Annotated in this window: 13 protein-coding genes; 8 read left to right on the top strand and 5 right to left on the bottom strand. The window is 63.9% G+C overall.

Features of this window, described 5'->3' with window-relative positions:
- Positions 1-3: 3 nt before the first annotated feature.
- The 4 genes from EOC93_RS01505 to EOC93_RS01490 all read right to left on the bottom strand — a co-directional run bounded on the left by EOC93_RS01505 (position 4) and on the right by EOC93_RS01490 (position 4,464).
- Complete coding sequence (locus tag EOC93_RS01505) at positions 4-861, bottom strand: carbohydrate ABC transporter permease (protein ID WP_127203673.1); 858 nt, start codon at positions 859-861, stop codon at positions 4-6.
- Between the two features lie 9 nt (positions 862-870).
- Positions 871-1,794, bottom strand: a complete 924-nt coding sequence (locus EOC93_RS01500; protein ID WP_127203672.1) for a sugar ABC transporter permease — start codon at positions 1,792-1,794, stop codon at positions 871-873.
- A 205-nt stretch (positions 1,795-1,999) separates the two neighbouring features.
- A complete protein-coding gene (locus EOC93_RS01495; RefSeq protein ID WP_127203671.1) occupies positions 2,000-3,445 on the bottom strand; it encodes an extracellular solute-binding protein in 1,446 nt (481 codons plus the stop codon).
- A gap of 44 nt (positions 3,446-3,489) precedes the next feature.
- The gene (locus tag EOC93_RS01490) at positions 3,490-4,464 is read right to left on the bottom strand and encodes a sugar-binding transcriptional regulator (protein WP_127203670.1); all 975 of its coding nucleotides are present in this window, start codon (positions 4,462-4,464) and stop codon (positions 3,490-3,492) included.
- 218 nt (positions 4,465-4,682) lie between these two features.
- On the opposite strand from EOC93_RS01490, the gene EOC93_RS01485 reads away from it, so the two are divergent.
- The 8 genes from EOC93_RS01485 to EOC93_RS01445 all read left to right on the top strand — a co-directional run bounded on the left by EOC93_RS01485 (position 4,683) and on the right by EOC93_RS01445 (position 16,372).
- Complete coding sequence (locus tag EOC93_RS01485) at positions 4,683-5,741, top strand: substrate-binding domain-containing protein (protein WP_127203669.1); 1,059 nt, start codon at positions 4,683-4,685, stop codon at positions 5,739-5,741.
- A gap of 37 nt (positions 5,742-5,778) precedes the next feature.
- A complete protein-coding gene (locus EOC93_RS01480; RefSeq protein WP_127203668.1) occupies positions 5,779-7,044 on the top strand; it encodes an ABC transporter substrate-binding protein in 1,266 nt (421 codons plus the stop codon).
- 76 nt (positions 7,045-7,120) lie between these two features.
- A complete protein-coding gene (locus EOC93_RS01475) occupies positions 7,121-7,966 on the top strand; it encodes a sugar ABC transporter permease (protein WP_127203667.1) in 846 nt (281 codons plus the stop codon).
- Complete coding sequence (locus EOC93_RS01470; protein ID WP_095483834.1) at positions 7,963-8,805, top strand: carbohydrate ABC transporter permease; 843 nt, start codon at positions 7,963-7,965, stop codon at positions 8,803-8,805. The genes EOC93_RS01475 and EOC93_RS01470 overlap by 4 nt, the downstream gene beginning before the upstream one ends.
- 21 nt (positions 8,806-8,826) lie before the next feature.
- Positions 8,827-9,867: an ABC transporter ATP-binding protein gene (locus EOC93_RS01465; protein WP_127203666.1), complete on the top strand. Its 1,041-nt coding sequence runs from the start codon at positions 8,827-8,829 to the stop codon at positions 9,865-9,867.
- Between the two features lie 59 nt (positions 9,868-9,926).
- On the top strand, positions 9,927-11,300 hold the full coding sequence (locus tag EOC93_RS01460) for a trehalase family glycosidase (RefSeq protein ID WP_127203665.1): 1,374 nt from the start codon (positions 9,927-9,929) through the stop codon (positions 11,298-11,300).
- Between the two features lie 186 nt (positions 11,301-11,486).
- Entirely contained in the window at positions 11,487-12,905 is a 1,419-nt protein-coding gene (locus tag EOC93_RS01450; protein ID WP_127203663.1) for an FAD-binding oxidoreductase, read from the top strand.
- Positions 12,902-16,372 carry an indolepyruvate ferredoxin oxidoreductase family protein gene (locus EOC93_RS01445; protein WP_127203662.1) on the top strand — a complete coding sequence of 1,157 codons (3,471 nt, stop codon included), beginning with the start codon at positions 12,902-12,904 and terminating at the stop codon, positions 16,370-16,372. The genes EOC93_RS01450 and EOC93_RS01445 overlap by 4 nt, the downstream gene beginning before the upstream one ends.
- On the opposite strand, the gene EOC93_RS01440 is transcribed toward EOC93_RS01445, so the two are convergent.
- Positions 16,373-18,499: an acetate--CoA ligase gene (locus tag EOC93_RS01440; protein ID WP_127203661.1), complete on the bottom strand. Its 2,127-nt coding sequence runs from the start codon at positions 18,497-18,499 to the stop codon at positions 16,373-16,375.
- Positions 18,500-18,502: the final 3 nt, after the last annotated feature.

Here is an 18,502-nt window from a genome sequence, read left to right as displayed (position 1 = left end):
GAACTATCCCTTTACCGCGCCGAGCGACAGGCCTTCGACGAGATAGCGCTGCGCATAGAGGGCGAGCGCCAGCGTCGGCGTGATCGACAGCACGATCGCCGCCGAGATCTGGCCATACTGGATGCCGGAGGAGGTGATGAAAGCCAGCGCGCCGACCGTCACCGGCTGCTTGTCGGCCGAGGCGAGCACCAGCGCGAAGACGAAATTGTTCCAGGCGAAGATGAAAGCGAGCAGGCCGGCAGCCGCAATACCCGGGCCGGCAAGCGGCAGCGCGATCTTGCGGAAGGTGGCGAACCAGGAATGACCGGCAATGCGATAGGCGTATTCGATATCGGCCGGGATGTCCTCGAAATAGCCGCGCACGATCCACAGGATCAACGGCAGGCAGATCAGCTGATAGACCCAGATCAGCCCGATATAGGTGTTGGCCAGTCCAAGCTTCTGGAAATAGAGGGTCAGCGGCAGGAGCACCAGCAGCGCTGGCGCAAACCTGAACGACAGCAGCGTGAAGGCGATGTCTTCCGAGCCGCGAAACTTATGCCGCGCAAAGGCGTAGGCCGCGGGAACGCCGAGCAGCAGCGCGACAGCGACCGAGGTGACCGACAGGAACACCGAATTCCACAGGTTGCGCATGAAGGCGATGTCGAGCGTGCCGGCCGCCGTCGTCAGCTTTCCGGTGATCAGCGCAGTGTAGTTGGCCAGCGTCGGCTTGAAGACAAGCTGCGGCGGAATCCGCAGGATGGTCTCGTTGGTCTGGAACGACATCATGAAGATCCAGACGATCGGGAACATGAAGAAGATCACGACCAGCGTCAGTGCTATGCCGCGCAGGATGCGTTCGAGAAGCGAGGTGTGTTCCATCTCAGCCTCCTATGCCTGGCCGCGGGCGCGTTCGCGCAGGCGCAGCCAGTTCTTGATGAAAATATTCGACAGGAAATAGGTGATCGCCCACAGGATGATCATCAGCGCCGCCGAGCGGCCGACATTGGTCGACTGGAAGAAGTTGAGGTAGGCCTCGACCTGGAAGACGGTCAGCGTATCGCCCGGACCGCCCTGCGTCATGGCATAGATGATGTCGAACTGCTGGATGGAATCCAGCAGCCTGAACAATGTCGCCGTCAGGATGTAGGGCGTCAGCATCGGCAAGGTGATGCGGAAGAACACGAAACTCCTCGGCACACCGTCAAGTGCCGCCGCCTCGAAGGGCTGCGTCGGCAGGCTGCGCAGCCCGGCAAGCAGCAGGATCATGATGAAGGGCGTGTAGACCCAGATGTCGACAAGAACCACGGTGAAAAGTGCGGTCGACGGCGACGAGGCCCAGCGGAAATCCTGCAGTCCGATCAGGCCGGCGAGATAGCTCAGCACGCCGAAGCCGGGATTGGTCATCAGCTTCCACATCAGCGCGGCAAGCGCCGGCGCCGTCATCAGCGGCATCAACAGCATGATCGAGATGAAGTTGTTCAGCGTCGAGCGCTTCTGCAGCAGCAGGGCGATGCCGAGACCGAGGAGCAGTTCGAGCAGGACGGTGATACCGGCATAGAGCAGCGATATCTCCAGCGTGTTCCAGAACCTCGGGTCAGTGAAAAAGGAGATATAATTGTCGCCCCAGTTGAACTGCCGCGCCCAGGGCTGGCTCAGCCGGTAGCGCTGGAACGAATAGACGACCGATGTGAAGAACGGGATCAGGATGCCGATGCAGACGAGCAAGGCCGGCAGGCTGAGCACATAGGGCAGCACCCTCTTGCTGATCCTGAATCCGGAAGGCCTGTTTCTTTGCATTGTCGCCGCAGTCATCGTGGTGTTCCGTCATCTCTGTTGCTTCGCCCTGCCGGCCGCCCAGGGAGCTAGGCAGCCGGTTGGGCGAGTGGCGGCACCGCCAGTATTTGAGCATCGGATTTTCCCAAAACCGGTTTCCACTTTTGGGTCCGATGCTCTAGGCGCCGCTTCGCAGTGGAATGGCCGGCTGGCCCGCAAAAGCGGGCCAGCCGTTCGCCAGGACTCAGCCGAGCCCGGCTTCCTTGAGCTGGCCGTCGACGCTGGTGGCCAGCATGTCGAGGCCTTCGTCGACCGGCACTTCCTTGGCCACCATCTTCTGCAGCGTCGCCGCCCATTCGGTGGTCAGATCGAAGAACAGCGGCTGCGGAGTGAACTTGATGCTGGCGCCCGGCGCCGAGACGTCGAACATCTCAACATAGCCCGGATAGCTTTTGTTGAGCTTCTCGCGGAACATCTCGTCCTTCCAGACCGACTGACGGACCGGATTGACGAAATCCATCTTGGTCGCGCCGAACAGCGCATGCTCGGGCCCTGATGCCCATTGCATGAAGTACCAGGTGGCGTCCTTGTCCTTCGAGAAATTGGACATCGACAGCGACCAGATCCAGATGTTGGGCGTCGGCGCCTTGGCGGCGGGATTGGCCTTGAAGGCGGAAAAGGCGAGCTTGCCGGCCATCTTGTTGTCGCCGCCGTTCATGAAGTAGCCGAGGATGTCGGCGTCGAAGATCATTGCCGAGGCGCCCGCACCGAGATCGGTGCCGACCTGATACCAGGTGTAGGTCGACCAGTCCTTGGGGCCGCTCTCCTGGATCATCTGGACCCACTGCTTGTGGAAGGCCTTGGATTCGGCGGTGTTCATCGCGGCCGACAATTTGCCGTCAGCCGAGACATTCAGGTCCTTCTGGTCGAAGTTGGCGTAAGCCGACAGGAAGCCGGGATGGATCGTCGCCCAGGAGCGCGAGCCGCGCACGCCGATGCCGTAGACGCCGCCACCAACATCCTTGGTGAGCTTCGCCGCCGTAGCGACCATCTCGTCCATATTGCCGGGAACGCTGACGCCGACCTTGTCAAACATACCCTTGTTGTAGGTGATGTTGTTCTGTTCGAAGCCCCACGGAATGCACCACTGCTTGGCGTCGTCGGAGCCGAGCACGCCGCCAGGCTGGCCGTTCCAGGCGCAGGACTTCCTGACACCGGGCAGAAAGTCGTCCCAGGCATAGTTCACGTTGGTCTTGGTCGGATCCTTGATCCACTCGTTGAGGTCGGTGATCCAGCCGGCCGGGCCGTAGGTCCAGGTCATGTAGGCGCCGGTCATGAAGGCATCGTATTCGGGCGAGCTGGCCGACAGCGCAGCGGTGACCTTGTCGAAATAGACGTCTTCTGGAAACACGTCATAGACGACTTCCATGCCGGTCAACTTCTTGAAGTTTTCGAGGTTGGCGATCATCGCATCCGCATAAGGATGCTTGTTGAGCAAGAGCTTGATGGTCTTGCCCTTGTGCGCCTGCCAGTCGAAATCCGCGGCGAGCGCGCGGGTCTGCCCCATATTGAGCAGCGTGCCGGCCGTGCCGGCGGCAAGGCCCATTGCGCCAAGGCCCTTGATCAGCCCACGACGATCGACTTGTCCGCGCAGGAACGCATCGATCAGGTCTTTTTCTTTCTCATGCATTTGTCTTCTCCTCCACAGGGTAGTTTCAATCGAATGGTTGCCGGCTACCCGACCGGCGTCTGCTCCACGAGTGATCGCGCCGTCCGCTCATCGGTGACCAAGCCCTTGAGATAGCGGCCCTCCAACACCGATTTGATGGCACGAACCTTCACCTTGCCGCCGGCAACGGCGACAATCCTGCGATTGCTGATATCTTCTCGCGCCAGCGCCAGCGCCCGGTTGGAAAGCGTCGTCTCGACCGCTTTTCCAGCATCGTCGAAGAAATGGCCGAGTAATTCGCCAACGCCCCCCTTGCGACGGATCTCCTCCATTTCGCCCTTCTCGATCATGCCGGTGGCGACCAGCGACGCCTCGCGCTCGGCAGTGCCGATACCGGCAATGAGCAGGTCGGCGGCCTTGCCGAGATCGAAGACCTCGCTGATGCCCTTCTGCCCGAGCAGCACGGTTCGATCCTCGACCGTGTTGGCGAACATCGGCACCGGCATCACATAGGCTTCCGCGCCGGTCCGTTCGGCCAGGCGGTGAATGACATCGTGAGGATTGGCCGAGAACTTGCGCGTCAGTCCGCCAAGCAGCGAGACGAAGCGGGTCCTTTCGGCCGATATGCGCGGCAGATACTCCACGCAGGCGGCGAGCGTGCGGCCATGGCCGACGCCGATCAGCGTATCCTCGCCACGTTCGATCTCACGCTTGAGAAACTGCGCGCCGGCGATGCCGAGCGCCTTGAGGGGCAAGTCTTCGCCATCGAAGTCGGGAACGACCTCGCAGTAATCGAGGCCGTAGCGGCTGGACAACTCGTCTTCGAGCGCCACGCATTCCGACACTTCGCCGTCGATATAGACTTTGACCAACCCTTCCTGATTGGCCTTGGTGATGAGGCGATGCGCCTTGAGGCTGGTCAGGCCCAACCGCTTGGCGACCTCCGACTGGGTCAGGCCGCCAGCATAATGAAGCCAGGCGGCACGCGTCGCCATGCTGGTTTCATCGTCGCGCAGGAGGCCGTTCCCAAAACCAACCATTTCCACCCTAAGATATTTTTATCAGTTGGTGCAAAATTTTTCACAAGGCGTCGCCGGAGTCAAGCGCCACGTGGTTCAAATCACGCTAAGTGGCCAAAAACCGGCCATTGGCTGCCGTGGAGCGAAAGACCCTCAATTGACTCGGCTTGGATTTAAAACGTTTGCAATCTGACTGAAACGCATTACAAACGCTTCAAACACTTCGATCTGGAGGAACGGTGCCGGCCCGCGTCACCACGCTCAAGGAACTTGCAGCGCAGCTCGACCTGTCGATCACCACGGTGTCGCGGGCTCTTGCCGGCCATCAGCAGATCGCCTTGAAGACGCGCGAGCGCGTCACTGAAGCCGCGCGCCAGGCGGGCTACGTGCCCAACACGGCGGCCCGCACGCTGGTCTCCGGTCGCAGCGGTTTTGTCGGCATCGTGCTGCCGGTCCGCGGCTCCAATCTCGTCGATTCCTTCCTCGGCGAATTCGTCACCGGGCTTGGCGAAGGGCTGGTTTCGCATGGCACCGACCTGATCCTCGCCGCCGTGGCGCAAGGCCAGTCGGAACTTTCCGTGCTTCGCCATGTTGTCGGATCCGGACGTGCCGATGGCGTCGTCGTCACCCGCATCGCCGAGGTCGACGAACGGCTCGCCTATCTGCGCCAACGCAATTTCCCGTTCGTCGCCCATGGCCGGCTGCTTGACACCGACTTCGCCTACAACTGGCTCGACACCGATGGCGCGCACGCCTTCGGTGAAGCCTTCGATATGCTCTACGATCTCGGGCACCGCCATTTCGGCCTGGTGACGATCGCCGAGCCGATGACGTTTCGCCATCTGCGGCAAGACGGGCTCGCCGCAGCGATCGCGCGCCGAGGCGATCCGTCGGTCAGGCTCGATGTGGCGACGGCGCCGCGCTTCGATCGCGGCGCCCGCATCCAGGCCATCAACCGGCTGTTGCATGCTGACGAGCGGCCGACGGCCATCGTCGCGCTGTTCGACGAACTGGCGCTCAATGTCATGGAAGAGGCCACCCGCGCCGGCCTGACCATCCCTCGCGACCTCTCGGTCATCGGCTTCGACAACATCGCCGCCTCGGCCTATGCGCCGCCGGGCCTCACCACATTCGATGCCTCGATCCGCCAATGCGCGCGCGAGATCGGCGAGATGCTGTTGACCGTCATCGGCGACGGGTCCGCCGCGCCGCTGACGCGGCTGATCCGGCCGACCTTGGTTTCGCGGGCAAGCCATGGCCCAGCACCCACAGGACCGGCACCCATAGGAAAAAACTGATGCCGGGGGCGGCGCACAACCAGTGAGGAAGACCAAGATGAATGCGTTGAAGATATTGGCCGGCGCCGCACTCGCGCTGTCGATCGCGATCGGCGGCGCGCAAGCCCAGGTGCTGTTCTGGTCGACGCAGGCGCGGCCTGTGGAGGAGACACAGAAAATGCGCAGCGAAGTGCTGAAAGCGTTTGACGGCCAAGTCGACTACCAAGTCGCCGAGGACGGGCCGTGGCTCACCCGCCTTCAGGCCGAGCTGCAGGCCGGCTCCGGCACCATCGGCGTGCTTGGCGGGCTGCACGGCGACTTCTCCACGGTCGGTGCGGACCTTGTCGATCTGTCCGGCGTCGATGTGGGGGGTGTCAAGCTCAACGAAGCCTACAAGAAGCTCGGCGTGCTCGGCACAGGCGAACAGAAATATCTGCCGTGGATGCAGGCCACCTTCCTGATGGCAGCCAACAAGCAGGCGCTGCAATATCTGCCGGCAGGAACCGATCTCAACACCATCACCTATGACCAACTGATCGAATGGGCGAAGAACATCGCCGAGAAGACTGGCTCGCCGAAATTCGGCTTCCCGGCCGGACCGAAGGGGCTGAAGCACCGTTTCTTCGAGGGTTTTCTCTACCCATCCTACACCGGCTCGATGGTGACGAAGTTCCGCTCGGCGGAGGCAGAGACCGCGTGGAACAAGTTCAAAGAATTGTGGCAGTACACCAACCCGAATTCAACCAACTATGCCTTCATGCAGGAGCCGCTGCTGACCGGTGATGTGTGGGTGGCGTTCGACCATGTGGCGCGGCTTGCCGATGCGTTCAACCAGAAGCCCGACGAGTTCGTCGCCTTCCCAGCGCCGGCCGGCCCAGCGGGTCGCGGCTACATGCCGGTGGTCGCCGGCGTCGCCATTCCGAAGACCTCGCCGGACGTGGACAAGGCCAAGGCACTGGTCGCCTACATGATGAAGCCGGAAACGCAGATCGCGACGCTCAAGGCCACCAACTTCTTCCCCGTGGTCGACGTCAAGCTGCCCGACGACATGCCGGCCTCTGTGAAAGCCTTTGGCCCGGTGATCGCCACCATGACCGGCGCTCCGGATGCGCTGCCGGCGCTGCTGCCAATGGGGCTCGGCGATCTCGGCGGCAAGTTCAACCAGGTCTACACAGACAGTTTCGAGCGCATCGTGCTCGGCGGCCAGGATGTGCGTGGCGTGCTCGAGGAACAGGCGACGGCGCTCAAGGCGCTCATCGACCAGTCCAAGGCACCGTGCTGGGCGCCCGACAAGCCATCCGAAGGCGCCTGCCCGGTCGACTAGAATCCTCCCGAGGGGCGTCCGGAAGCTGTTGCGCTCCGGGCGCCCACCCTTTCATACGCCGCACCGAGAACACACCATGCACGGCAAGGCCCTGCCCTATCTGCTGCTGATGCCGGCGACGCTGTTTCTGTGCGTCTTCTTCCTCTACCCGTTCGCGCTGGTCGCCTTTGAGGCTTTCACCCGCGATGGCGGCTTCACGCTGGACAATTTTCGCACCATGACCGGCAACTGGAAATTCCCGGTCGCATTCTGGAACACAATCCTGCTCGCAGCTATCGTCGTACCGATCCAGCTGGTCATGGCGCTGTTGATGGCCACGGTGGTGTCTAGGCTCGAAACCGGGCGGGGTGCGGCGCTCTACATCTTCGCCATTCCGCTCGGCATCTCCGATCTCGCCGCCGGGCTGATCTGGCTGGCCATCTTCGACCAGTCGGGCTTCCTCAACACGCTGCTGTCGAACCTCGGCCTCGTCGACAGGCCTGTCATGTTCCTCGGCTACCAGAGCAAGCTATCCATCTTCATTGCCGTGATACTGGCCGAGATTTGGCGCGCGACGGCAATCATGATGGTCATCCTGGTCGCTGGCATGGGGTTCATCCCCCGGGAATATCACGAGGCAGCCGAAGTCTTTGGCGCGAGCCCGTGGAAGCGCTTCGTCAAGATCACGCTGCCCTTGTTGCGCCCCAGCCTGCAGACGGCGATCATCCTGCGCGTCATCCTCGCCTTCGAGGTTTTCGCCGTGGTGGCGGCGCTCGGCGGCACCAATTTTCCGGTGCTGATGGGTGAGACCTACAACTGGCAATTCTCGTTGCAGGACCGCAACGTTGCCGCCGCTTTCGCGCTGCTCATCCTTGCCATCTCGGTCGGGCTCACGCTGTTCTTCCTGCGAGTGCTGCGCGTGCCGAAGGAAGCACGCATATGAGCGCCGTCGCAGAGATGCCAATCGCCGCGCCCGCGGCCCGTAAGGCCGGCAACTGGCTGCTGGTCGCCACCGTCATCCTGCTCTCCGTCTGGGTGCTGCTGCCGATCTATCTTCTGATGGTCAACGCCTTGTCGTCGCCGGAAGAGGTCACTGCCTTTCCGAAACGCTTCTTCCCTTCCTTCGATTTCGGCAGCCTGTCTTTCTTCATCAATTTCGCCGGCGTCGGCAGGGCGCTGTGGAACTCGGTCCTCGTCGCCACGCTGACGATGATCCTCTCGATCGGCTTCGGCGCGCCCGCCGGCTACGCGCTGTCGCGCTTCGATTTTCCGGGCAAGGGCACGTTCCGTTTCCTGGTGCTGATGACCCGCGCCTTTCCGCTGCCGCTGCTGGCGCTGCCACTTGCGGTGATGTTCATCCGCACCGGCCTCGACGACACCGCCATCGGGCTGGCGCTGGTCCACACCACGCTGGCGCTGCCCTTCGCGGTGCTGATCACCTTTTCACTATTCTCAGGCATTCCGGTAGAGCTCGAGGAAGCGGCTTGGACGCTCGGCTGCACCCGCCTACAGGCTTTTCGCAAAGTCATCCTGCCGCTGGCACTGCCCGGCATCGCGGCCTCGGCGGTCTTTGCCTTCACCATCTCCTGGAACGAGGTGTTTGCCGCCGCCGTGCTCACCATAGAGAACCGGACGCTGACCGCCTTCCTGCTGCAGAGCCTCGGCGAGTCGCCGCTCTATCTCAAATTCGCCGGTGGGGCGGCACTGGTCATCCCAGCGCTGATCTTCATCTTTGCCGTCCGCAAATACCTGTTCGCCATGTGGGGGATCGCCAACCGATGACGCGCGAGAGGGAGAAAGCCGATGGCTGAGATCGCCATAAAACAGGTGGCCAGACGCTTCGGCGGCTTCACCGCGCTGCATTCGATAGACCTCACCATCGCCGACCAGGAATTCATGGTGCTGCTCGGCGCCTCGGGCTGCGGCAAGACGACATTGCTCAGGATCGTCGCCGGATTGGAAACGCCGAGCCAGGGCGAGATTTGGATCGGCGGCCGTCGCGTCGATCATCTGCCGCCGCGCGACCGCGGCATCGCCATGGTGTTCCAGAACTATGCGGTCTTCCCGCATCTGACCGTATTCGAGAACATCGCTTTCGGTTTGCGCATGAAGAAATTGCCGCAGCAAGAGGTCGAACGCCGCGTCACCCGCACCGCCGAGCTCATGCATATCGAGCAATTGCTGAAACGCTATTCGGGCCAGCTTTCCGGTGGCCAGCGCCAGCGTGTAGCGGTGGCGCGCGCTCTCGCCATGGAGCCCGACGTCATCCTGATGGACGAGCCGCTGTCCAACCTCGACGCGCTGCTCCGGCTCGAAATGCGCGCCGAGCTCAAGGGCGTGCTCGCTGCATCGAAGACCACCACCATCTATGTCACTCACGATCAGGTCGAGGCGATGAGCCTCGCCGACCGCATCGCCGTCATGCATCAGGGCCACATCGTCCAGGCCGCCTCGCCGGTCGAGGTCTATCGCAACCCGGCCGCACGCTTCGTCGGTTCCTTCATCGGCAACCCGCCGATGAATTTCATCCCCGCGACGAAGACTGCGAACGGAAGCTGGACCGTCGCCGGCCTGACGCTGCCCGGCCCGAAATCGGACAAGCACAAAATTGAATTCGCCATTCGCCCCGAAGATGTCGACGCAGGTGACGAGGGGCTGCATGCCACCGTGCGCGTCGTCGAGCCGCTCGGTCCGCATACGCTGGTCACCTGCGACGTTGAGGGTGGGCTGTTTCGCGCCATCCTCGAATCGAGCGCTGCGATCGCCGTCGGCGACCACCTGCGACTTGCGCCCAAAGCCGATCGCATCCGCTGGTTCGACCCTGAAACCACCAACGCCCTTTGATCCCGCCAACGCCCTTCAATCTGCCAACGCCCTTCAATCGCGAAAGTACGAACGCTTCAATGATCTCTCTTGCCGTCAACGAAACCATCGCCCGTGCCGTCGAGGTGCTCAGGGAAAACGACCACGGCGACTACACCATCCCGACCAAGGGCCTCTATCCTTTCCAGTGGAATTGGGATTCCTGCCTGACCGCTCTCGGTCTTGCCCACTATGACGAGGCGCGCGCCTGGACGGAGATCGAGACGCTGTTCGCCCATCAATGGCCGGACGGCATGGTGCCGCATATCGTGTTCCATGTCCTGAACGACAGCTATTTCCCCGGGCCGGAGGTCTGGAGAACCAACCGCCCGACTGCCACCTCCGGCATCACCCAGCCGGCGGTGGCGGGCTTTGCCGTGCGCCGCCTGTTCGACCGGGCCAAGGATAAGAAACTGGCGGCCGAGCGCGCCCGCGCGCTGCTGCCGAAGATCGACGCCTGGCATCGCTGGTTCTACGAAAACCGCGATCCAAGGGGCGAAGGACTGGTCGCCATTATCCATCCTTGGGAGTCCGGCCGCGACAATTCCATCGACTGGGACGACGCCTTCGAGCGCGTGCCGACCGAAGGCGTCGAGCCTTACACGCGCCGCGACACCCTGCATGCCGACCCGGCGCACCGGCCGACCAAGGCGCAATATGACCGCTACCTCTGGCTGCTGCAGCATTTTCGCGCACTTGGCTGGGACAATGCAAAGCTGCACGATGCCTCACCCTTCCAGATCGTCGATCCCGGCTTCAACGCCATCCTGATCCGCTCAGCGGCCGACCTTGCCGATCTCGCCGAGACGCTTGGCGAAATGGAGATCGCAAAAGCCAATCGCGCCCGCGCCGAAAAAGGGCTTTTGGCGATGGAGCGGCTGTGGAGCGATGCGCACGGCCAATATCTCTGCCTCGACCGCGTCATCGGAAAGCTCGTCGACAGCGCTTCGGTGGGCGGCATCCTGCCGGTCTTCTCGGCCATCCCGAAACCCCGTATCGCTGCAATCGCCGCCACCATCGAGCGTATCGCCGGCAAGGCACGCTATATCGTCCCGTCGCACGACCTCGATGATCCGCGCTTCGACGCCAAGCGCTATTGGCGCGGGCCGGTCTGGCTGGTGGTCAACTACATGATCGCCGACGGCCTTGCCGCCTCTGGCCACACGCAGGTTGCGCAGCGGATCACGCGGTCGAGCGTCGACCTGATCGCCGAGAGCGGCTTTGCCGAATATTACGATCCGCTCAGCGGCGAACCGCTCGGCGGCGGCCGTTTCACCTGGACGGCGGCAATGGTGATCGAGTTCCTGAGGGTGAGAGATGAGTCAAATGGGGTTCTTGCCAAAGACCCCATTTCAGCGTGCCATCCAGAATGGCCGAGCGGATGCTGTCGGCAACCTGCTTTGCTGCCCCCATAGGTTTGACAAATAGCAGGCCGCGCCTATGGTCGACCTGTTACAGGAGCGACGCATGACGAAGACAACCGGCTGGATTTTTGGCGGGTTTTCCGCTCGTTTGCCGGACGACAGAAATCGGTCGCAGCCCTCGCCCTTCCCTCTTCCGGCCGTGCCGCTGCGTCCGGCCTATTTGCGTCCTTGAGCCTCATGTCCCAAAGGATTGCCGAACTCCTGTCGAGACTGGAAAAGCGGCTGGACAGGTCAGCGATTGTTTCGGCCGAAGAGGCCGGACCGCGCTATCAGGAAGACCCGGACGGCAAGGACGGCGCCCCGCCGGCGATCGTCCTGCGTCCGCGCACGGCCGGCGAAGTGTCCGACATTCTGCGCCTGTGCAATGAGGTCGGGCAGCGGCTTGTCGTCCAGGGCGGCCGGACCGGGCTTGCCGGTGCGGCGCGCATCCAGCCCGGCGAAGCGGTGCTGTCGCTGGAGCGCATGACGGCGATCGAGGCTCCCGACCGCGAAGCGGCGACGATCATCGCCGAGGCCGGCGCGCCGCTGCAGATGTTGCAGGACGCGGCCGATGCGGCCGGCTTGCTGTTCGGCGTCGACATCGGCGCGCGCGGCACGGCCACGGTCGGCGGCAATGTCGCCACCAATGCCGGCGGCATCCGCGTGCTGCGCTACGGCATGTACCGCGCGCAGGTGCTCGGCCTGGAAGCGGTGCTTGCCGACGGCAGCGTGCTCACGTCGCTCAAGGGCTTGCCCAAGGACAATTCCGGCTATGATCTCAACCAGCTCTTCATCGGCAGCGAAGGCACACTCGGCGTCGTCACGCGCGCCTGCCTGCGGCTGCACCCAAAGCCGGCCACCGAGGTCAATGCCTTCTGCGCGCTCGCCTCGCTGGATGCGGCGATCGCGCTGCTCGGGCTGCTCAGGCAGAAGCTCGGACCGTTGCTCTCGGCCTATGAGGTCAATTTCGCGCCGCTCTACGGCGCCATGGTCGCCGGCATGGATGCGCCGGCGCCACTGCCGGTCGGCTCGCCCGTCTACGTGCTCGCCGAGATACAGGGCCACGAGCCCGACCGCGACGGCGAACGGTTTGCCGCGGTGCTGATGCAGGCGGTTGAAGACGGCGTGATCGACGACGTGGTCGTCTCGCAGTCGCCGCGCGAATTCCGCGCGCTCTGGGCGGTGCGAGAGGACGCCAATCGTTTTCTGTTTTCGATGAAAGGCCTGATCGGCGTCGACATCAGCATTCCGCTGGCGAGGATGGGCACTTTCCTGCAAGCGGCAGAAGCCGCGATCCGCGCAATCGACCCCAGCGCCGACATCTATGTCTTCGGCCATCTCGGTGATGGCAATCTGCACTATCAGGTTGGCACCGTGGATCCGGCCGCCGCATATGACATCGTTTATAGGGGCGTGGCCGCGGCCGGCGGCGGCGTCTCGGCCGAACATGGCATCGGCCTCGACAAGAAGCAATGGCTGCACCTGGCGCGCAGCGATGCCGAGATCGCGGCCATGCGGCGCTTGAAAGCGGCCTTCGACCCGAACAATATCCTCAATGCCGGGCGGGTCTTTGATCTCGCGCCGGCGGATGTTGCGCGTGAAGGAGTGCCCCGATGACGGCTGCCGCTCTCCCGAAAAGCGGACAAGCGAATGCGGTTCCGGCCAGCCTCGACGATCGCTATGCGCTCGAACGCGGCCGCATCCTGGTCTCGGGCACGCAGGCGCTGGTACGGCTGCCGCTTGTCCAGCGCCAGCGTGACCTTGCCGCCGGCCTCAACACGGCCGGCTATGTCTCGGGCTATCGCGGCTCGCCGCTGGCCGGTTTCGACCGCGAGATGCAGCGCGCCGGCAAATATCTCAGGGCAAACCACGTCGTCTTCCATCCCGGCCTCAACGAGGACATGGCCGCGACCGCCGTCTGGGGCACGCAGCAGACCGGCATGTTCGCGGGTTCGCGCTATGATGGCGTCTTTTCCATGTGGTACGGCAAGGGTCCCGGTGTCGACCGGACGATGGACGTCATCCGCCATGCCAATGCCGTCGGCACCAACCGACATGGCGGCGTGCTGCTGCTGGTCGGCGACGATCACGGCGCCGTCTCGTCAACGCTGCCGCACCAGAGCGAGCACAATCTGATCTCGGCCATGGTGCCGCTGCTGTCGCCGGGTGGCGTCGGCGAATATATCGACTACGGCCTGCTCGGCTGGGCGATGAGCCGTTATTCCGGCGCCTGGATCGGCTTCAAGTGCCAGACCGAGATCGTCGAATGCACGGCGACCGTCGACGTCGATCCGGCGCGGCTTGGTATCGTTACACCAGAATTGCCACTCCCCGCCGACGGCCTGTCGCTGCGCTGGCCGGATGGCCCGCATGCGATGGAGCGCCGCATCGAGCACAAGATGGCGGCGGTGCATGCCTTTGCCCGTGCCAACGGCATCGACCGCATCGTGCATGGCAGCGGCAAGGCGCGGCTCGGCATCGTCTCGACCGGCAAGTCATGGCTCGATCTGCTTGGCGCGCTGTCGGCGCTCGGGATCGACGAGCGGCGCGCGGCCGAGCTCGGCATCCGGCTGTACAAGGTCGGCATGGTCTGGCCGCTCGAGCCGGAGGGGCTAAAGGCCTTTTCGCAAGGGCTGGAGGAAATCCTCGTCGTCGAGGAGAAGCGGCCGGTGCTCGAGGACCAGATCAAGGCGCTGCTGTTCAACGCACCGGATCGCCCGCGCGTCTTCGGCAAAATGGACGAGCGCGGCGCGCCGCTGCTGCCTTCCATCGGCGAGATCAGCGCCGTTTCGGTCGCCCGCGCCATCGTCTCGCGGCTCGGCGCGCCGGACGCGGAGCTTGGCCTGCATCTGAAGACAATCGAGGCCGTCGCGGCGTCTGCCCCCGGCGAGGTGATCGCGCTGAAGCGCGACCCCTATTTCTGCTCCGGCTGCCCGCACTCGATCTCGACCGTGGTGCCCGACGGCAGCCGCGCCTCGACCGGCATCGGTTGCCACATGATGGTCATCGGCATGGAGCGTGAGACCTCCACCTTCACCCAGATGGGCGGCGAAGGCGGCGCGTGGATCGGCCTGTCGCCCTTCACCGACGAGAGGCACATTTTCGTCAATATGGGCGACGGCACCTATTTCCATTCCGGACTGCTGGCGATCCGAGCTGCCATCGCCGCCAAGGTCAGCGCCACCTACAAGATCCTCTACAACGACGCCGTCGCCATGACCGGCGGCCAGCGTCATGACGGCGAGGTTTCCGTGCCCTCCATCGTCGAGCAGACGCTGGCCGAGGGCGCGAAACGCGTGGTCGTGGTGTCCGAAAAGCCTGAGGCCTGGGCGGGCGTCCTGCCGCGGTCCGTGACCATCCACCATCGCGACGAGCTCGACGCCGTGCAGCGCGAGCTCAGGGAGATCAAGGGCGTGACGGTGCTGGTTTTCGACCAGGTCTGCGCCGCCGAAAAACGCCGCCGCCGCAAGCGCGGCGCCTACCCGGTCTCGCCAAAACGGGCCTTCATCAACGAGCTGGTCTGCGAAGGTTGCGGCGATTGCTCGGCCGTCTCCAACTGCATTTCGATCGAGCCCGTGGAGACCGAGTTTGGCCGCAAGCGGAAGATCAACCAGTCGAGCTGCAACACCGACCTGTCCTGCATCAAGGGCTTTTGCCCGAGCTTCGTGACCGTGGAAGGCGGCACGATCCGCAAGCCGAAAGCGCGCGCGGTGACGGCTGGTTCCGGTGAATTGCCGATGCCGGCGCTGGCGGCGCTCGACCGCCCCTACAACATGCTGCTGGCCGGCATTGGCGGCACCGGCGTCATCACGGTCAGCGCCATTCTGTCCCAGGCGGCGCATCTCGACGGGCTCGGCCTTCTGACCCTCGACCAAACCGGGCTGGCGCAAAAGAACGGCGCGGTGACCTCGCATATCAGGCTGGCGCGCGACCCCGACTTGCTCAACACGGTCAGGATAGGCCCAGGCGAGGCCGATCTGGTGCTTGGCTTCGACATCGTCGTCTCTGCGTCCGCGACATCGCTCTCGACCTTTGCGCATGGCCGCACAACAGCCGTTCTCGACGATCATTTCGCGCCGACCGCCTCCTTTGTGCAGAACACCGCGATCGACTTCCGCCAGGAAGCGACGCTGAAGCAATTGCGCCGGGCAGCCGGCGAGGAGGCGGTCACGCTGGTTTCGGCGACGAAGCTTGGCCTGGCGCTGATGGGCGACGCCATCGCCGCCAACATGTTCCTGCTCGGCAATGCCTGGCAGCGCGGACTGGTGCCGATCAGCCTGACATCGATCGACAGAGCGATCGAGATGAACGGCGCGGGCGTCGCCATGAACCGCGCCACCTTTGACTGGGGCCGCCGCGCGGCGGTCGACCTTGCGGCGGTGCTGAATGCGGCGCAGACAGGGAGCGCAGAAGCGCCGAAGCCAGAGACGCTCGACGACATGGTTGCCCGCCGGATGTCCTTCCTGACCGATTACCAGAATGCTGCCTACGCAAACCGCTACCGCAAGCTGGTGGAGACCGCCCGCGCGGCCGAAGCCGGGACCTCAGCCGGCTCCGAGGATTTTGCCAAAGCCGTGGCGGTCGGGGCCTTCAAGCTGATGGCCTACAAGGACGAATATGAGGTGGCGCGGCTGCATCGCGATCAATCCTTCAGGAAAAAGCTGGCCGGACAGTTCGAGGGCGATTTCAGGATCAGGCATCATCTCGCTCCGCCGATGATTTCGCGCATCGACCCACGCACCGGCCATCCCGGCAAGATCGCTTTCGGCACCTGGATCAATCCGGTTTTCGCCATGCTGGCGCGGCTGAAGGGCCTGCGCGGAACACGCTTCGATCCGTTTGGGCGCACCGAAGAGCGGCGGATGGAACGGCGCCTGATGGAGGAATATGAAGGCCTGATAGCAGATCTTTCGGCGCGGCTGACGCAGGGCAATCATGCCGTCGCGACCGAGCTTGCCCGGCTGCCGGAAGAGGTGCGCGGCTTCGGCCACGTCAAGATGGCGGCGGTCGAACGTTTCGAGGCAAGGAAGAAAGCGCTGCTGGCAAAATTGGGCAGGGAAAGCCGGTTGGAGACGGCGGCGTGACTATTCCGCTCTCGGAATGACCAGCGCATCGAGAACGCAGACGCCCTTCTCGAACACGACGACCGGATTGAGGTCGACAGCCTCGATCAGATGGCCGTAGCGGCCGGCGAAATCGGACAGCGCCAGGATCGTCTCGACCAGTGCTTCCCGGTCGGCCGGCGGCGCGCCGCGATAACCCTTGAGCAGAGCGCCCAATCGTGTCCGATCGATCAGCGCCTCGGCCGACTTGCAATCGATCGGCAGCAGATCGAATGCGGCGTCCTTGACCAGCTCGACAAGAACGCCGCCGATGCCGACGACGATACCGAGGCCGAATGGCTCGTGCCGGATGAGGCCGACCAGCACTTCGACGCCGCGCCCGGCCATTTCCTGCACCACCACGCCACGCAGTTCCGCATCCGGTGCGTAGGCCCCGGCATTTTGCATGATCGCCTTGAAGGCTTCGGCAGCTTCGGCTGCACTGCCTATGCCGAGCTGCACGCCGCCGGCTTCGGTCTTGTGGAGAATGTCAGGCGATTCGATTTTCAGCACGACCGGAAAGCCGATCGCCTCTGCAGCCTCGCCTGCCTCTTGCGCCGTTACCGCCTGACGCTCGCGCGTCACTCTCAGACCGTTCTCGGCCAGCAACTGCTTGGCCTCCCGCTCGGTCAGCTTCTTGCCGGCAGCAAGACGCTTTGCCCACGGATCGTTTTCGCCGGCCGGTTCGATCGCCGGGGCGTTCGGTATCGTGGCGCCGGTCGCGTCCAGCAGCCGCCGCACGGCACGCAGCGCAGCACGTGTGCCGTTGAGCACCGGCACGCCGGCAAGCCTGTCCCGGACCACGGGATGGTGTCCGGAGGAGAGATTGCTCATGAAGATGACGAGAACGGTCGCATCCTTTGCGTAAGCGGCAACGGCGTCGGCAATGCCGACATATTCGGCAGCGCCGCCGGCATCGAGGCCGACAGGCGCGTCTTGCGCGGCGACGATCAGGCCGACGGCGGGATCCTGCGCCAAGATGTCGAACACGCGGCGATAGATCGCGCCATCGGCGAAAACCACGCCCGTGGTGTCAACCGGATTTTGCGGCGTCGCGAAAGGCGGCAGCACGGCCTTAAGCCGCGCGATGGTTTGTTGCGAAAATTCCGGCAGATCGATGCCGACCTGTTCGGCGATGTCGGACACATGGGCGACCCCACCGCCGCTGACGCCGACGACCGCGACGCCCTTTCGGGCCGGCCTGGCTTTCAGCGTGAGGCAGAGCGCGGCGGTCTCGACGAACTCGTCCATGTCGGCGACCTCGATCACGCCGGTCCGCCGGAAGAAGGCTTCATAGGCCTCGTTGGCGGCAGCGAGCGAACCGGTATGCGCGGCGGTGGCTTCCGCACCCTTGCTCGACTTGCCGGCGCGCAAGGCAATCACTTGCTTTCCGGCGGCATGCACCGCCTGCATCGCCGAGGTGAAGGCGGCGGGATCGCGGATCGCTTCCACGACAAGTCCGACGACGCGCGTCGCCTCATCGTCGGCGAGATAAGAGAGATAGTTGGGAAGATCGGTCGCCGCGCTGTTTCCGCAAGAGACGATGTGGCTCAGGCCGAAGCGCCCGGAATTGGCGAGCGCGATGGCGCTGGCACCGGAATGCGACAGGATGGCGAGCTGGCCTTTCCTGAGATTGGGCGACAGCGTCGAGGAGTAAAGGGCCGCACCGCTTTGCAGATTGAACAGGCCGAGGCAGTTCGGCCCGCAGATCGCCATGCCGTATTTTCGCGCGATCCCGACCAGCGCCTGCTGGCGCGCCTTGCCCTCTTCATCGGTCTCGGCAAAGCCGCTGGCCAGCACGACGGCCGCCTTGACGCCGTCCTTGCCGGCTTCTTCAAGCGCACTCAGAACGTGTGCCGCGCCGATGCCAATCACCGCCACGTCCGCCGGCGCATCGAGCCGGTCGAGCGACGGAATGGCCGGAATGCCGAACACCTTTTCGGCCTTCGGATGCACGGGGATGATGGTGCCGGAGAATCCGAACGCCATCAAATTGCGCATGACGTAGCTCGACGACGCGTCAGCCCGTTCCGTAGCACCGATGACGGCGACCGAACGCGGCGCCATCAGCGCCCGCATCGCCTCATGCGAAGCGGCGAGGCCGGTCACGGC

The organism is Mesorhizobium sp. M6A.T.Ce.TU.002.03.1.1 (assembly GCF_003997275.1).
Classification (GTDB): Bacteria; Pseudomonadota; Alphaproteobacteria; order Rhizobiales; family Rhizobiaceae; genus Mesorhizobium; species Mesorhizobium mediterraneum.
This window is presented reverse-complemented; position numbering and strand designations above follow the sequence as displayed.